Source organism: Luteibacter sp. HAY1-4A, assembly GCF_056755355.1.
Window position 1 is genome coordinate 1 of record NZ_JBNDHZ010000051.1, and the last position, 14,971, is coordinate 14,971.

Consider the following 14,971-nt stretch of genomic DNA (forward strand, 5'->3'; position numbering starts at 1 on the left):
CGCGCATACGTCTTTACCTCTTGTCGCGGGGGCTCGGAGATGTGTAAAAGAGACAGCGGCAAGCCCCATTCGCGCGCCAGCGCGCTTCCCACGGAATCTTCAGGGGGTGCCTTACTTGCGCTTCCAGGCGCCCGAGGCATCGCGATAATACCAGCCCGACGGCGCACGCTGGACCCAGCCCTCGGCGAAGGTCTTGCGGATCTGCGGCTCCCACTCCGGGTGGCCGTTGGCGATGGCGACCGCTTTGTAGAGAGAGTCCCGGTCGTCGTTCTCCTGGCGCAGGAGATTGTTGGCCTGCGAGCGCTGGTCGAGGGGCAACGCCGAGGCATCCCGGAGCGCCACCAGGCCGTCGCTGGTGAAGCCCACGGCACCGCTGTCGAACAGCGCCTTGAGCTGGCCGCCGAAGCGTGCGGTCATGCGCGCGCGGATGGTCTCGGTTTCGGGCGTGCTGATGCGGATGTCCGGCGACTCGGCGGCCTGCGCAGCCGGAATCACCAGGTCGAGCAGCGAGGCGGAAGGCTGCTTGCCGGGAGGCGCAGGGGCCGGCTTGGCGTCGCTTCCGGCGGCGGGCTTGCCGGCGCCACTGCTCTCAAGGACGTTGCCGATGAACTGGTCGGCGGCCTTTTGCGCCGCCGCTTCCGGGAAATACACGTTGATGGTGACGCACCCCACCAGGGCGAAGGCCAGTGTCATGATGAATATCAACGGCTTGCGCATGATTCCTTCCTCCGGTTGGTGCGGCCTGGCCGCGATGTTCTTCAACGGACGACGGGACCGTCGCCTTCGGTGGCTGCCTTGAGGCGACGGACCAGGGTGGGCCAGTCGACCTCTCGCTGGTGGCCCACCACGTTCAGCCGCGGCAGGCCGCTGCCCTCGACAATAGCGTAGCCGTCCTTCGTGGGGCCGAGTCCGCCCATGCTGCAGACATCGCCCTTGAGCGTACAGCTCAGCCCGATGCGCTTGTAGCCGAAGGTCTTGAACAGCTTCAGCACGGTGCCTTGCAGGCCACCCGCGATGCCACCCCCGCCCACGGACGTAAGATTGTTCACCGCCTTCTGGCTGATCCTGCCACCTTCGTCGGCGATGAGGCTGGCCTTGAAGGCCGCAGGCGCCCACGCCACCAGACGGATGTCGTCGATGCTGCCGTGGAGGCGGCCGGTGATGCTGCCGAAGTCGAACACCGACGTGAGAAGCGAGAGGTCGAGCTGACGGAGCGCCACGTCGCCCGTGAGCACCGGCGCCGCGCCGAAGGGCTGCGCGAGCGTCATGCCGGTGATGTCGACGAATCCGTCGAAGGCATTGACCGAGAGACCGCCGCCGAGATCGATCCGGTCGTCGACGAAGCGCAGCGACGGCACGGCGCCGCCGAGCTTGCCCTTGAATTCGGGCCAGCCGAGCGCGCGGCAGAACGCGGCCATGTCGATCTCGGTCAGCGCCAGCGAGGTCTGCAGCCGTTCGCCGCTGGCGGCTGCCGGATGCAGGCTCAGGCCCAGCACGCGGAGTTGCCCGTCGAGCACGGGGATGGCAAAGGGTTTCTCCAGCTTCAGCACGCCTGCCGTACTGCGCCAGGCGGACTCGGCCGCGCCATTGGGAATGCGATAGATACGCAGCGCCCGCCAGCCCAGCTTCGTGGGTGGACGGTTTTCGGTGGCGCTCCAGTCGATCGCGCCACGCAGGCCGTCGACGCCCAGGCGGCCGTCGGCAAGCGCAAGGTCCAGTCCGCCCGTCTGCAGGGAGAAGGCTTTCAGCGCCCCACCTTCCATGGCGACGTGGCCCGCCACGTCGCCGCGGGCGTCCAACTGGTCCACCCCGAAGGCCTGGAACAGGCCCTTGCCGTAGCGGGTATAGGCCGCCGGGAACCTGCCGTTGATGCGGTCCAGCCGCAACTGGGTGAGGTCGCCGTTGGCCGCGAAACCGAGTTCGCCTTCGAGCTGGAGGGCATCGGGGTCGGTCAGGCGGAGGCGACGGATTGCCAGTTCGCCCTTCTTCGTGCGGGCGCCCAGCGACAGTTGCACCGCGTGATCGGGCAAGTGGGCATAAAGCGGCCCCAGCAGCATGTCGCCGCCGCGCAGGGTGGCATCGAGATCGAGCGAAGCGCCGTCGGCCTGGCTATCGATGCCCACGCGGCCCGAGCCCGAAATGCCCTGCCCGGCCAGCTTCCCACCTGGACTGTCGAAGCCCACGCCGGCGAGAGAAAATTGCCCCGAGGCCTGGACACCGCCTTCGAGCACGTCGAGGGCAAGGTCCGCGTCCACGCGGCCGGTGGTGGTACGCCCGGACCACACCGTCGACAACAGTCCCTGCAGCCAGCCCGCGGGAAGGCCTGCCAACGTGATCTGCGCGTGGCTGGTCTGGTCCATGGGCAGCGCCACCCGCGCCAGGGCCTTGTCCTGGTTGAGCGATACCTCAAGCGTGTTCGCGGCCTGGTCCGCCACGACGTGTACCGTCGCGTTGCCGAGAGCGCCGCCGGGCGCCCCGCGCAGCTTAACGCTGCCGTCGAAGACCCAGCGGCCTAGTTCGTCGCGGTCGAGCGTGCCTTCCAGGCGCATGCCGAGCTTGCGCCAGCCGAGCGAAGGCACGTCGGCGCGATCCGCGGACAGGGTGACGTCCAGACCCTTGCCATCGCCAGCCGGTTCGATGTCCGCCTTCATGCCGCTCATCGCCATTCCCGGAATCGACAGCGTGTCGGCCTCGACCGACACACCCGCGCACGCGCCTCCAGCCCAGGCCATGGTGGTCAGGGTGGCGAGAATCAGCGCGAAGGTGCGGGTTGATACGGCGAGCATGCTCGTCCATTCTGCCAAACCCAGATGAACGACACGGAACGTTACTATGTCGCAGGATCCCCAGCGCCGGCCGCATGCGGCCGACGGACGGCAGTTGCTCGTCGCCGACGACGATCCGTCCACGCAACAGTTCCTCGCCGGCGCCCTCGCCGCGCACGGCTACATCGTCACGCTGGCCCGTGACGGCACGGAGGCGCTGGACTTGGCGCGGCACCAGCGTTTCGATGCGCTGCTGCTGGACTGCCGCATGCCGCGCGCGGGCGCGGTGGAGGTCCTGACCGCGCTGCGCGCCGACACCGCCGCCGCCTCGCACGCGGCAACGGCCCTGGCCACGAGCGCCGAGGTACCTGCGCCGTTGCGCGCCACGCTCCTGGCCGCGGGTTTCGCCGGCGTCATCGAGAAGCCCTGCCGTATCGCTTCGCTGATCGACGCGCTGACTGCCACGCTGGGCCTCGAAGACGGCCTCTGCATCCTCGACGACCACGCCGGCCTCACCGCCGCCGGCGACCCGCGCACCATGCAGGCCCTGCGCCATCTCCTTCGCGCGGAACTGGTCGATCTATCGGCCGCTTTGCCGCGCCTGGTCGACGATCCGGCCGAGCTGGTGGAGCGCCTGCACCGCCTGCGCTCGGCCTGCGGTTTCTGTGGCGCCGCGCGGCTCGGGGCCCAGGCGAAGGTGCTGCAAGGCCACGTGCGCGAAACGCGCGTCGTGGTGCCCGACGCACTCGCCCATTTCCGCGCGGAGCTGGACGCCACACTGGCTGCGTTGTCTGCAGGCGGATAGAACCTGCCGACAGGAGTACTGTGGCGCCACTCTCTACTGTGGGAGCCTCTCTCTGTGGAGCCTCTCTCTGTGGGAGCCGCTTCAGCGGCGATGGGTGCTCGCGGCAAGACGGCCCGCTGCCGCGGGATCGCCGGCCTAGCCGGCTCCCACAGGTCCAGCCGGCGCTCACGGACCGAGGCAAGTCCCGCGACGAGGCGAATCCCGCGACTAGGCGCCTAGCGCAAGACCCGCCAGGCGCGCAGTTCGCCTCCGCCGAGGTGGAACACGATCACCTGGCGCATCATGCGGCGCAGCGAAGCCAGCCCCGCGGCGTCGGGCGGCGTGTCGCTCGCCAGGGCCAGGAGGTCCGCGCCGCGGATGGCACGCGGATCACCCGCGCGGCCCGGCATGGCACCCGATTCCGGGTCGTAGAAATACGTGGCCGCTGGATCCAGCGGCTCGCCGTCCACGGCGTCGGCGTCCAATTGCAGTGCGTAACCGAGGGAGTCGAGCATGTCGCGCTCGAAGCGGCGCAAGGTCCACGCCAGCGGTTCGCGTGCGGACATGCGCTGCAACGCCAGCTCGTACAGCGCGAACAGTTCGGGGTTCGGGTCCTGCCTGCCGGTGAGCCGCACGACGAGCTCATTGAGGTAGAGCCCGGCCAGGCCCGCATCGCCCACGAGACGCAACACCGTGCCGACCGGTTCGGCGGCACGCAAGGTCGCCAGTTCGCCCCGCATCAACAAGTCCAGTTCCACGCGTTGGAACGGCTCGAGCTGCGCGCGTTGCAGGCGTGCCCTCTCCTTGCGCACGCCGCGCGCCACCACGCCGATCCGGCCATGGTCGCGGGTGAGGCATTCGATCAGCAGCGACGTTTCCCGATACGGCCGGGCGTGCAGGACGAAGGCGGGTTGTTCGACGCGCATGACCGGCGCCCGAAGGGCTTACTCGTAACCGAAACGCTTGAGCAGGTTCTCGTCGTCGGCCCAACCCTCGCGGACCTTCACCCACAACTTGAGGAACACCTTGCGCTCGAAAAGGTTTTCCATCTGCTTGCGCGCCGAGGTGCCGATGGCCTTCAACTGCGCGCCCGCGTTGCCGATCACGATGGCCTTCTGGCCGTCGCGTTCCACCCAGATCACGGCGTGAATCTCGGCGACACCGTCGGGGCGGTCCTCGAAGCGCTCGATTTCCACGGTGGTGGCGTAGGGCAGCTCCTGGTCGAGCCGGAGCATGAGCTGCTCACGCACCATTTCCGCGGCAAGGAAGCGCTCGCTGCGGTCGGTGATCTCGTCTTCGCCGTAGATCGCGGGCTGTTCGGGCAGGCGCTTCAGGATGCCCTTCTCCAGACCGGAAAGGCCCTTCGACTTCAGCGCGCTCACGTAATACACGTCGTCGAACGGATGCTTCTGCATCAGGTCGGCGACGAAGGGCAGCATGGCCGTCTTGTCTTTCTGCAGGTCGACCTTGTTGATCGCCAGCAGCTTCGGCATGTCCTTCTGCTCCGCCAGGGCGGAATACATGGTCATGTCTTCATCGGTCCAACGACCGGCCTCGATCACCTGCACCGCGAGGTCCACCTCGGTGATGGCCGCGCGCGCGGCGCGATTGAGGCTGCGGTTCATCGCACGCTTGCCGCCCCGGTGCAGGCCCGGCGTGTCGACGTAGAGGATCTGCCCCTGCGGCTTGCTGGAAATGCCGAGGATGCGATGCCGCGTGGTCTGCGGACGATGGCTGACGATGCTTAGACGAACGCCGATGAGGGCGTTCAGCAGGGTGGACTTGCCCACGTTGGGGCGGCCGACCAGCGCCACGTATCCGCAGCGGAAATCGTCGTCGACGAGGGTGTCTTCGGGTTCGTTGGATTCGATGTCGTTCATGTCTTGGGTTCCAGCAGGCGGCGAAGGATGGCTTCGGCGGCATCCTGCTCGGCGGCGCGCCTGCTGCCACCGCGTCCTTCGACGCGTATGGGCTCGGGCTCGTCGATGGAACAGCTGACGTCGAAGACCTTGGCATGGTCTTCGCCGTAGCTGCCGGTGAGTTCGTAAACGGGCAGCGCCATGCCCCTGCCCTGCAGCCACTCCTGCAACCGGGTCTTGGCGTCCTTGCTGGAGCGCTTGATTTCTGCCACGAGTGGCGTGAACAGCCTGCGCACGACCTGGCGGCACGCGTCGTAGCCGTCGTCCAGGTAGACGGCGGCCACGAGGGCCTCGAAGGCGTCGGCGAGAATGGATTCGCGGCGGAAACCGCCGCTCTTCAATTCGCCCGGGCCGAGCTTCAACGCGTCTCCCAGTTCCAGTTCGCGGGCGATCGCAGCCAGGGCCTGGCCATTGACGAGCTGTGCGCGCAGCCGCGACAGCTCGCCTTCGCTGGCGTTCGGATGGGCCTCGAACAGCAGTTCCGCCACGGTGGCGCCCAGCAGCGCGTCGCCAAGGAACTCCAGGCGCTCGTTGTTCGGTTTCCCGACGCTGCGATGGGTCAGCGCCAGGCTCGCGAGGTCGGGATTACGGAAGGAATGGGGAAACGGCACGATCGCTCGTTACATGGACGCGTTCCTCAACTGCACCGAATTTTCGAAATGCAGGAGGAAGTCGATGTTGTAGATGAAGGGAATCTGTTTGTCGTACTCGACATGCAGCACTGCGCCGTTGTTGGCGCGATCGAGGGTAATGTCCTTGGGCTGGATGGTGGCGTCGTCCACGTACTGGAAGCCCATCTTGAAGATCAGTTCGCGGCGCAGGCTGTCCAGGTCCTGGGCGTTGCCGCTCGTGGCCATCTGGCTCATGGCCTTCTTCACGCCGAAGTACTCGATGTACGAGGGCACGAGTTTCATGGCCATGAAAGCGAAAAAGCCGAGCACCACCAGCACGATGGCGAAGCCGATGAGGGTAATGCCCTGTTGTCTGGATTTCATGGTCGTGTCCTCGCCGCCGCGGCGGCTCCCCTGTCGAGACGAATGCATACGGGGCGCCACACGCGCCCCGCTGCGGAGATTACCTTGTCCGAGGGCATCCGCAACGCCTTTCGGCGTGACCGGGGCCACCGTTCGGTCAATGAATGACCTTGCCCATCTTGGAGAAATCGAGCCAGCCATTGCCGGGGCCGCGCCAGGCCAGCCACACGAAGAAGGCCTTGCCGACCAGGTTCTTCTCGGGCATGCAGCCCCACCAGCGGCTGTCCGTGCTGTTCATGCGGTTGTCGCCCATGACGATGTAGCAGCCCTTCGGCACTTCCGAAGGCACCACCTCATTGGGGATGTCCTGCGGCATGTTGAAGGCGGGCGTGAGCGCGATCGTGTGGTTGATGCTGCCCAGGTGCTCGGTGTACAGCTTCGAGCCGAAGGTCATCAGCAGGCGGTCTTCCGGCCGGGTCATGCTGCCCTTGAACGGACCGATCTCGTCGGCGCCCACGCGTTCGCCGTTGATGTACAGGTCGCTGCCGCGGGTTTCGATGCGGTCGCCGGGGAGGCCGATGACGCGCTTGATCCAGTTCTCACTGGGCACCGGTGCGTGCGGGTTCTGGCAGGTGAGATCGCCGCTGCGGACGGTGTCGCCCTTCTCGTCCTTGCAGAGGTAGCCCGGGAAGCGGAAGACGACGACGTCGCCACGCCGGGGTTCCCCGTTCTCGACCAGCTTGTTGTTGAAGGCCGGCATGCGCAGGCCATAGGCGAACTTGTTCACCAGGATGAAGTCGCCCACGTCGAGCGTGGGCATCATCGACCCGGACGGAATGCGAAACGGCTCGGCCACGAACGAGCGCAGGATCAGCACCACCAGGATCACCGGGAACAACGACCGGGCCCAGTCCACCGGCCAGGGTTCGGGCTGCTCCGTGCCGGAGGCCTCCGCACGGGCGCGGCGCGCCTTCGCCAGGAAGAGGCGATCGAATAGCCACACGACCCCGAAGAGGACCGTCAGGCCGAGAAGAATCGCCGAAAAATCGAATGCCGCCATGCCAACTCCGTTAGTCGTATCGAGGGGCCGCGAGGCCCATTCCGGCGCATCCGGCGCCGGGGTTCCATAGGTTAAACGTCATGCCGCAGCGGCGGCCGTCACTTGTCTACCTTGAGCACCGCCAGGAAGGCTTCCTGCGGGATTTCCACGCTGCCGACCTGCTTCATGCGCTTCTTGCCTTCCTTCTGTTTTTCCAGAAGCTTCTTCTTGCGCGAGACGTCGCCGCCGTAGCACTTCGCGAGCACGTTCTTGCGCAGCGCCTTCACCGTCGACCGCGCGATAACGGCGGCGCCGATGGCGGCCTGGATGGCCACGTCGAACTGCTGGCGGGGAATCAGGTCCTTCATCCGCTCCACGAGATCCCTGCCACGGCGTTCGGCGTGCGACCGGTGCACGATGAGGCTGAGCGCATCGACACGGTCGCCATTGATGAGCACGTCCACGCGCACGAACGGGCCGGCATCGAAGCGGTCCAGGTGGTAATCCATGGAGGCGTAGCCGCGCGACACCGACTTCAGGCGGTCGAAGAAATCGAGAACGACTTCGGCCAGCGGCAGTTCGTAGGTCACCTGCACCTGGGTGGCCAGATACTGGATGGAACGCTGCACGCCGCGCTTTTCCTCGCACAGCTTGATGACGTTGCCCACGTATTCGCCGGGCGTGAGGATGTTCGCGACGATGATCGGCTCGCGGATCTCGGCGATCTGCTGCGGCGGAGGCAGCTTGGCCGGGTTGTCCATCTGCAGCACGGAGCCGTCGGTCTTGGCCACTTCGTAGACCACGGTGGGCGCGGTCGTGATGAGGTCGAGGTCGTACTCGCGCTCCAGGCGTTCCTGCACGATTTCCATGTGCAGCATGCCCAGGAAGCCACAGCGGAAGCCGAAGCCCATGGCCTCGGAGCTTTCCGGTTCGAAGAACATCGCGGCGTCGTTGAGCCGCAGCTTGTCCAGCGCCTCGCGCAGGGCCGGGTAATCGTCGGCGGACACCGGGAACAGGCCCGCGAACACGCGCGGCTGCATCGTCTGGAAGCCAGGCAGCGGTTCGTCCGCCGGCTTGCCGGCATGGGTGAGCGTGTCGCCCACGGGCGCGCCGTGCACGTCCTTGATGGAGGCGTTGATCCAACCCACCTCGCCCGCCGACAGCCGCTCGAGCTTCTTTCGCTTCGGCGTGAACACGCCCACGTCGTCGACGAGGTGCGTGCGCCCGGTGGACATGACCAGGATCTTGTCGCCCGGCTTGATTTCGCCCTGCATCACGCGCACGAGCGACACCACGCCAAGGTAGTTGTCGAACCACGAATCGATGATCAGCGCCTGCAGCTTGTCGGTGTCGCCCGGCTTCGGCGGCGGGATGCGATGGATGATCGCTTCCAGCACCTCGATGACGTTCTGGCCCGTTTTCGCACTGACCGGAATGGCGTCGCTGGCATCCAGGCCGATCACCGCCTCGATCTCGGCCTTGGCCTTTTCGATGTCCGCCGTGGGAAGGTCGATCTTGTTGAGCACCGGAATGACTTCCAGCCCCTGCTCGATGGCCGTGTAGCAGTTCGCGACCGACTGCGCCTCGACGCCCTGGGCCGCATCGACCACCAGCAGCGCGCCTTCGCAGGCGGAAAGCGAGCGGCTGACTTCATAGGAGAAGTCGACGTGGCCCGGCGTGTCGATGAAGTTCAGCTGGTAGGTCTTGCCGTCGCGCGCCTTGTACGGCAGCGACACGGACTGTGCCTTGATGGTGATGCCGCGCTCGCGCTCGATCGGATTGTTGTCCAGAACCTGCGCTTCCATTTCGCGCTCGGTCAAGCCCCCGCACAACTGGATGATGCGGTCGGCCAGGGTCGACTTGCCGTGGTCGATGTGGGCAATGATGGAGAAGTTGCGGATGAGTTCCATGGAGCGCCGTGGTCACGTTCACAGTCGCTCGCGGCGCGAACGACGCGCGCCGGCCTTGTCGGCCGGCGCGAATCCTGCATTATCGCATGGAAGACCGACCGCCGCCGAGCGACGGCCGGCCAGGACCTCAACGATCGGCGGGTACGGTGACACCCACGAAGCGGGTGGCATCGTCGCGGCGCACCAGCAGCATGGCGGTATCGCCGGGCTTGAGGCCCTTGACCGCCGCACGGAAAGCGGCCGAGCTGCCCACGCGCTTCTGGTTCACCATCAGGATGACGTCACCCGGACGAAGGCCGGCGCCGGCTGCGGCACTGCCGCTGACCCGGCTGACCACCACGCCCTCGCCAGCCTTCAGGCCAAGCTCCGAGCGGGCCGAGGCGTCGATGTCTTCCACCGACATGCCAAGCGCGGCCGCAGACCCGCCCGCGCCGTCGGTGTCGCCGACCGAGGCAGTCTGCCCGTCCTTGTCGCGGGGCATCTCGCCTACCTTGACGTCCACGGTCTGCTTCTTGTGATCGCGAAGGATCTCCACCTTGGCGATGGAGCCCGGTTTCGTCAGGCCGACAAGCGGCGGCAGGTCGGGCGACGACGTGATGGGCGTGCCGTTGAAGGAAAGGATGACATCGCCCTGCTTCAGGCCCGCCTTTTCCGCGCCGCTTCCGGGCGTGACCTGGGCCACGAGCGCACCGTTCGCGTCCGGCAGGTCGAGGTTCTTCACGAACTGGTCGACGGGCTGCACCGTGACGCCCAGCATGCCGCGCGACACGTAGCCCTTGTCCTTGATCTGCTGCACGACGTTCATCGCCACGTCGATGGGAATCGAGAACGACAAGCCCTGGTAGCCGCCGGACGTGGAATAGATCTGCGAGTTGATGCCGATGACCTGGCCCTGCAGGTTGAACAGCGGGCCACCGGAATTGCCGCGGTTGATCGGCACGTCTGTCTGGATGAACGACGTGTACGGCTGGTCGCCGCTACCCAGGTTGCGGCCGACGGCACTGATGATGCCGTGCGTCACGGTGGCGTCGAGGCCGAACGGCGAGCCGATGGCCAATGCCCACTGGCCACGCTTGACGCTGCGCGAATCGCCGATGGTGACGGTCGGCAGCGACTTGCCGTCGATCTTCAGCAAGGCGATGTCGTACTGCGGGTCCTTGCCCACCACCTTCGCGGTGAAGGTACGGCGGTCCTGCAGACGGATCTTTACCTCGTCGGCATCGTCGACCACGTGGTCGTTGGTGAGGACGTAGCCGTCGCCCGAAATGATGAAGCCGGAACCGAGCGACGTGCGGTCGCGCGGCTGCATCGGCATGCCCGGCATGCCGAAGAAGCGCCGGAGCAGTTCCTCCTGGTCGTCGGGCATGTCCCCGGGGCCGCCGCGCGCCTTGCGGGGCGTGCCCGACGTCTTCGCTTCGACGTGGACCACGGCGGGGGCGTTCTTCTCCACGACGCCGGTGAAGTCGGGCAGGGTTTGCGCCTGCGCACCTGCGCTTGCCACGACCAGGGCGCCACCGAGTAGCGCGCGTACATGCCAGAGAGCCATCGATTTCCTCCTTTTACCTAACCACGGCTGCCCGTGCGGTGTGATACCGCACGGACTGTTACGAATCCAGGGAAAGGCGCGCCGGCGATGGGCGGCGCGCGGTCACGAACCGCGGCTCAGCGAGCCTGCGGCGCCGCCACCGGCTGCACATAGCGACTGCCGTCGGGACGGATCAGCAGCATGTAGCCGTTGTCTTCCGGCGCCGAGGCGGCCCGGGCGCGATGAATCTGGTACGGCGTGGAGCGCGGCAGGTAGGCCGCGGCACCGGCTGCGCTCGAACTGTCGAACGCCGCCTTCTGCGTGAAGCGGGAGGCCATGTTGCCGCTGAGCCACTGCGGGGCGACTGGCGCGGCAGCCTGCATGGCCGGCACGCTGGCCACCTGGGCGTCGTCGGCGAGCGGAGCATGCTGGGCGACATCCGGTGCCGCCGAGCGGTTGCCCGTCGGCTGCGAAAGCATGAGGGCGGCTACCGCGACGCTGGCGGCAATGGCACCGCCGGCCGACCACTGCAACCAGCGGCGCCGTGGCATGCCCGCGGTGGCGGGCTCGGCCTCGATGGCGGCCATGACGCGGTTGGCGAAATCGTCGGACACCAGCGGAACGCCCTGCCTGCGCAGGCCGTCGCGGGCCACGTGAAGGCGGGTCCAGGTGTCGGCAAGGACCGGATCGGCCTCGAGCCGGCGCAGCAGGAAGCGGATTTCCTCCCGCGACAGCTCTCCGTCCATACCGGCGGAGAGAATTTCCCGATTGGCTTCGCTCATGGGTTGTGGTCCTCGCGGTCGGACAACAGCGGCCGCAGTTTCTGGTCGATGGCTTCGCGGGCCCGGAAGATACGCGAACGGACGGTACCGATGGGACAGTCCATGATGGCGGCAATTTCCTCGTAGCTCTTGCCGTCCACCTCGCGCAGGGTAATCGCGACCCGAAGTTCCTCAGGCAGGGCTTGGACAGTGGAAAACACCGTTTGTTCCACCTGTTCCCGCATCATTTCGCGCTCGGGGGTGGCGCTCTCGTGCATGCGGGTGGCCCCGGGCACGTAAACGGCGTCCTCGATGTCGATATCGCCGGTGGGCGGACGGCGGCCCATGGCCACCAGGTGGTTCTTGGCGGTGTTGACGGCGATCTTGTACAGCCAGGTGTAGAAGGCGCTCTCGCCACGGAAGGACCCCAGGGCGCGCCAGGCGCGCACGAAGGCTTCCTGCGCGATGTCTTCGCATTCGGTCCAGTCGTGCACGTAACGCGAGATCAGCGCCACCACCTTGTGCTGGTACTTGCGGACAAGCAAATCGAACGCGCGGCGATCCCCCTGCTGCACGCGCTCGACAAGTACTTGATCCAGTTCGTTTTCGCCCATCCGGGCCGTCTCCTCAAATCTATCGGGGCCAGTCGCGGGCGCAGCTGAGACAAGTCGGCGCGGCGCAAGTTCAGTCGCGCCGGCGCAATCGCCTCCAGACATGGAACTATGCGGGGCGTGGCGCCCGACCTCAAGGCGGCGGGGCCGTCAGGCGGGAACGGCCTGCCCTTCGCTCACCAGGCGCTCGCGTTCGCCGAGCAGTTTTTCGAACGTGGCGCTGGGCAGCGGACGGCAGAAAAGGTAGCCCTGCAGTTCGTCGCACCCGTTCGCACGGAGGAACTCGAGGTGTTGCTCGATCTCCACACCTTCGGCCACCACGCCGCGCTTGAGGCGGTGCGCCATGTCGATGGTGGCGCGGACGATGGCCTCGTCGTCCGGATCGACACCGATGTTGCGCACGAAGCTCTGGTCGATCTTGATGCGATCGGCAGGGAGCCGCCGCAGGTAGTCGAGCGACGCCGCGCCCGTGCCGAAGTCGTCGATGGCGATGCGGCAGCCCATCGCATGCAGTGCATCCAGCGTTTCCACGAGGTGCGGCACCGTCTTCACGCTGATGCTTTCGGTCACTTCGAGTTCGAGCTGGGCCGGTTCCAGCCCTGTGTCCCTGAGCGCGTTGGCCACCACGGCCGCCAGGTTGGGCTGCATGAGCTGGACCGCCGACAGGTTCACGCCGAGGCGAAGGCCCAGCCCGAAGCGGTCGTCCCACGCCTTCGCCTGCGCGCAGGCGGTGCGCAGCACCCACTCGCCGATGGGCACGATGAGGCCGCTGGCTTCCGCGAGCGGAATGAAGAAGCCCGGGCTGATCATGCCCAGCTCCGGATGTTCCCAGCGCACCAGCGCCTCCATGCCCACGATGTCCTCGCTGGCCGCTTCCACCTGCGGCTGGTAGAACACGCGCAGTTCGTCGTTGCGCACAGCATGCCGCAGGCGCACCTTCAACTCGGCCTGCTGCTGTTGTGCGGTGTCGACGTTGGCGGCGTACACCTGGTAATTGTTGCGACCCAGGCTCTTCGCGCCGTACATGGCCTCGTCGGCATGACGCAGCAGTAGTTCGCCTTCCACGGCATCGTCCGGGAAGAACGAGATGCCGACGGAAATGGTCGCCTGGAGTTCGGACCCGTCGTCCAGCGACAACGGCAGTTCCATGGCCTGCACGATCTTCTCGGCGATGCGCAGCACGTCGTCGCGCTTGATGATGTGGCGCAGGATCAGCGTGAATTCGTCTCCGGCGTAGCGTGCGACCGTATCGGAAGCGCGCACGCTCGCGCGCAGGCGCTTCGCCACCGACGTGAGCACCTGGTCGCCCACCGCATGGCCGAGCGTCTCGTTGATGCCCTTGAAGCGGTCGAGGTCGACCAGCAACGTGGCGAAGCATTCGCCCGTGCGCTCGGCCTCGCGCACGGTGGTGTCCAGGCGATCGTTGAAGAGCAACCGGTTGGGCAGTCCCGTGAGTGTGTCCACCAATCCCCTTGCCCGGCCCTGCTCGCGCGCGCGGCGCAGTTCGAGTGCCGAGGCAAAACGGGCGGTGGCCGCGCGCAGGGCGGGCGCGAGCACCCGGGTGTCGTTCGATGGCCGGCAGCGGCCCGCCAGCACGGCGCCCAGAACGCTCCGGCGCTCGTCCAGCAGCGGGAGCAGCACGTAGGAGCGCAGGCCGAGCGCATCCACGAGGGGATCCGCCAGCGGCGCTTCCCCCTCGGCATCGAGGCGTACGAGAGGCTCGCCGCCCAGCGCGATCTTGAGCAGCGGGATATCGCCGGGTTCGGGCCACGCCACCGGCGCGGGGCCGTTCCATATCCGCGCCACCACGTCGGGGCCGGTCTCGCTCTCCGGCATCGCCGACCAGACCGCGACCACGTCCAGTTCGAGCGTGTCGGCGAGCAAGGCAGCGGCCTCGCCCATGCCTTCATCGTCGCTGGGGCAGGCGTCCAGCACGGCCAGCAGGGACAGCGCCCGTTCTGCCATGTCGACCGCGCGCAGGTCGCGAAACGCCACGGCGATGCGGTGGACGCCATGATCGACGATATGGCGCACGTCCACTTCGCCGGCGACGTCGCCTCCCTCCGCGCGTCGCAGCATGCACGCCTTGCCATCGCCGTCGGGTAGCGGCCAGGCGGCGCCATCGGGCAGGACGAACACATCGGAAAGCAGGCGCCCCTGGATGGGGCCGTTGCCGGCCCACAGGCGGTCCATGGTCGCGCCGCTGTCGAGGATGCAACCGTCGGGCGTCGAGGCCACGACCCAGGCGGCGCCCGCATCGAACGCGAAACGCCAGTCCATGCGCGCCGGTCCGCTCGCGAGCGGCGGTACGGGCGTCTGTACGGCGGCGCGCACGCGCTGGGCCAACTCCGCGGCGATGGCGCCGGCACGAAGCCAGTCGAGCGCGCCTTCCGGGGCCACGCCCGGCACGTCGTCGACCACGTAGACGATGGGCAGCGCCGCGTAGGCAGGGAAACTGCGCAGGATGCGCAAGCCGCGCTCCGTGTCCGCCGTGCCGTCGGCGCCGACGACCACCACGTGCAATGGCGGCATGTCGGCGAGCAGCGTTTCCAATTGCACGGAATCGCGTGCGCTGAGCAGGACGAAGTCGCCCTCCCGGTCCAGGGAGTCGAAGACGGCACGGCGCACGTCGCGTCGCGCCGTGAAGATCAGTACGCCGTTCGGCTCGACCATGGCTCCCATC

The 14,971-nt window shown here is 67.2% G+C and carries 13 protein-coding genes; 1 reads left to right on the top strand and 12 read right to left on the bottom strand.

Annotation, left to right across the window (positions count from 1 at the left end; all coding sequences use genetic code 11):
- Nucleotides 1-111: 111 nt before the first annotated feature.
- Nucleotides 112-717 carry a YdbL family probable chaperone protein gene (locus tag ACPYOD_RS15595; protein WP_481302629.1) on the bottom strand — a complete coding sequence of 202 codons (606 nt, stop codon included), beginning with the start codon at nt 715-717 and terminating at the stop codon, nt 112-114.
- 41 nt (nt 718-758) lie between these two features.
- Nucleotides 759-2,786 (bottom strand): hypothetical protein, encoded by a 2,028-nt coding sequence (locus ACPYOD_RS15600; RefSeq protein WP_481302630.1) that lies wholly within the window; start codon nt 2,784-2,786, stop codon nt 759-761.
- A 46-nt stretch (nt 2,787-2,832) separates the two neighbouring features.
- Here ACPYOD_RS15600 and ACPYOD_RS15605 point away from each other — a divergent pair, with 46 nt between their 5' ends.
- On the top strand, nt 2,833-3,570 hold the full coding sequence (locus ACPYOD_RS15605) for a response regulator (RefSeq protein ID WP_481302631.1): 738 nt from the start codon (nt 2,833-2,835) through the stop codon (nt 3,568-3,570).
- A 215-nt stretch (nt 3,571-3,785) separates the two neighbouring features.
- Here the strand turns inward: ACPYOD_RS15605 and recO are convergent, their stop codons facing one another.
- The 10 genes from recO to ACPYOD_RS15655 form a co-directional block, all read right to left on the bottom strand.
- Nucleotides 3,786-4,475: a DNA repair protein RecO gene (recO, locus tag ACPYOD_RS15610; protein ID WP_481302632.1), complete on the bottom strand. Its 690-nt coding sequence runs from the start codon at nt 4,473-4,475 to the stop codon at nt 3,786-3,788.
- A gap of 18 nt (nt 4,476-4,493) precedes the next feature.
- Nucleotides 4,494-5,429: a GTPase Era gene (gene era / locus ACPYOD_RS15615; RefSeq protein WP_481302633.1), complete on the bottom strand. Its 936-nt coding sequence runs from the start codon at nt 5,427-5,429 to the stop codon at nt 4,494-4,496.
- Entirely contained in the window at nt 5,426-6,079 is a 654-nt protein-coding gene (gene rnc / locus ACPYOD_RS15620) for a ribonuclease III (protein ID WP_481302634.1), read from the bottom strand. Before rnc ends, era begins: the two co-directional genes overlap by 4 nt.
- Nucleotides 6,080-6,088: 9 nt before the next feature.
- Nucleotides 6,089-6,463: a DUF4845 domain-containing protein gene (locus ACPYOD_RS15625; protein WP_481302635.1), complete on the bottom strand. Its 375-nt coding sequence runs from the start codon at nt 6,461-6,463 to the stop codon at nt 6,089-6,091.
- A gap of 136 nt (nt 6,464-6,599) precedes the next feature.
- Entirely contained in the window at nt 6,600-7,502 is a 903-nt protein-coding gene (gene lepB / locus ACPYOD_RS15630; RefSeq protein ID WP_481302636.1) for a signal peptidase I, read from the bottom strand.
- A gap of 98 nt (nt 7,503-7,600) precedes the next feature.
- Nucleotides 7,601-9,391, bottom strand: coding sequence for a translation elongation factor 4 (lepA, locus tag ACPYOD_RS15635; protein WP_481302637.1), 1,791 nt, complete (start codon nt 9,389-9,391; stop codon nt 7,601-7,603).
- Between the two features lie 127 nt (nt 9,392-9,518).
- Nucleotides 9,519-10,937: a DegQ family serine endoprotease gene (locus ACPYOD_RS15640; RefSeq protein WP_481302638.1), complete on the bottom strand. Its 1,419-nt coding sequence runs from the start codon at nt 10,935-10,937 to the stop codon at nt 9,519-9,521.
- A 116-nt stretch (nt 10,938-11,053) separates the two neighbouring features.
- A complete protein-coding gene (locus ACPYOD_RS15645; protein WP_481302639.1) occupies nt 11,054-11,698 on the bottom strand; it encodes a sigma-E factor negative regulatory protein in 645 nt (214 codons plus the stop codon).
- Complete coding sequence (rpoE, locus tag ACPYOD_RS15650; protein WP_481302640.1) at nt 11,695-12,291, bottom strand: RNA polymerase sigma factor RpoE; 597 nt, start codon at nt 12,289-12,291, stop codon at nt 11,695-11,697. The genes ACPYOD_RS15645 and rpoE overlap by 4 nt, the downstream gene beginning before the upstream one ends.
- Before the next feature lie 147 nt (nt 12,292-12,438).
- A complete protein-coding gene (locus ACPYOD_RS15655; RefSeq protein WP_481302641.1) occupies nt 12,439-14,961 on the bottom strand; it encodes a putative bifunctional diguanylate cyclase/phosphodiesterase in 2,523 nt (840 codons plus the stop codon).
- Nucleotides 14,962-14,971 lie beyond the last annotated feature (10 nt).

What these genes read in the sequence shown, in the direction of transcription:
- ACPYOD_RS15625 (WP_481302635.1), bottom strand. Translation starts at nt 6,463, where the DNA reads ATGAAATCCAGACAACAGGGCATTACCCTCATCGGCTTCGCCATCGTG.
- ACPYOD_RS15645 (WP_481302639.1), bottom strand. Translation starts at nt 11,698, where the DNA reads ATGAGCGAAGCCAATCGGGAAATTCTCTCCGCCGGTATGGACGGAGAG.
- ACPYOD_RS15600 (WP_481302630.1), bottom strand. Translation starts at nt 2,786, where the DNA reads ATGCTCGCCGTATCAACCCGCACCTTCGCGCTGATTCTCGCCACCCTG.
- rpoE (WP_481302640.1), bottom strand. Translation starts at nt 12,291, where the DNA reads ATGGGCGAAAACGAACTGGATCAAGTACTTGTCGAGCGCGTGCAGCAG.
- era (WP_481302633.1), bottom strand. Translation starts at nt 5,429, where the DNA reads ATGAACGACATCGAATCCAACGAACCCGAAGACACCCTCGTCGACGAC.
- ACPYOD_RS15640 (WP_481302638.1), bottom strand. Translation starts at nt 10,937, where the DNA reads ATGGCTCTCTGGCATGTACGCGCGCTACTCGGTGGCGCCCTGGTCGTG.
- ACPYOD_RS15605 (WP_481302631.1), top strand. Translation starts at nt 2,833, where the DNA reads ATGTCGCAGGATCCCCAGCGCCGGCCGCATGCGGCCGACGGACGGCAG.
- lepA (WP_481302637.1), bottom strand. Translation starts at nt 9,391, where the DNA reads ATGGAACTCATCCGCAACTTCTCCATCATTGCCCACATCGACCACGGC.
- ACPYOD_RS15655 (WP_481302641.1), bottom strand. Translation starts at nt 14,961, where the DNA reads ATGGTCGAGCCGAACGGCGTACTGATCTTCACGGCGCGACGCGACGTG.
- ACPYOD_RS15595 (WP_481302629.1), bottom strand. Translation starts at nt 717, where the DNA reads ATGCGCAAGCCGTTGATATTCATCATGACACTGGCCTTCGCCCTGGTG.
- lepB (WP_481302636.1), bottom strand. Translation starts at nt 7,502, where the DNA reads ATGGCGGCATTCGATTTTTCGGCGATTCTTCTCGGCCTGACGGTCCTC.
- recO (WP_481302632.1), bottom strand. Translation starts at nt 4,475, where the DNA reads ATGCGCGTCGAACAACCCGCCTTCGTCCTGCACGCCCGGCCGTATCGG.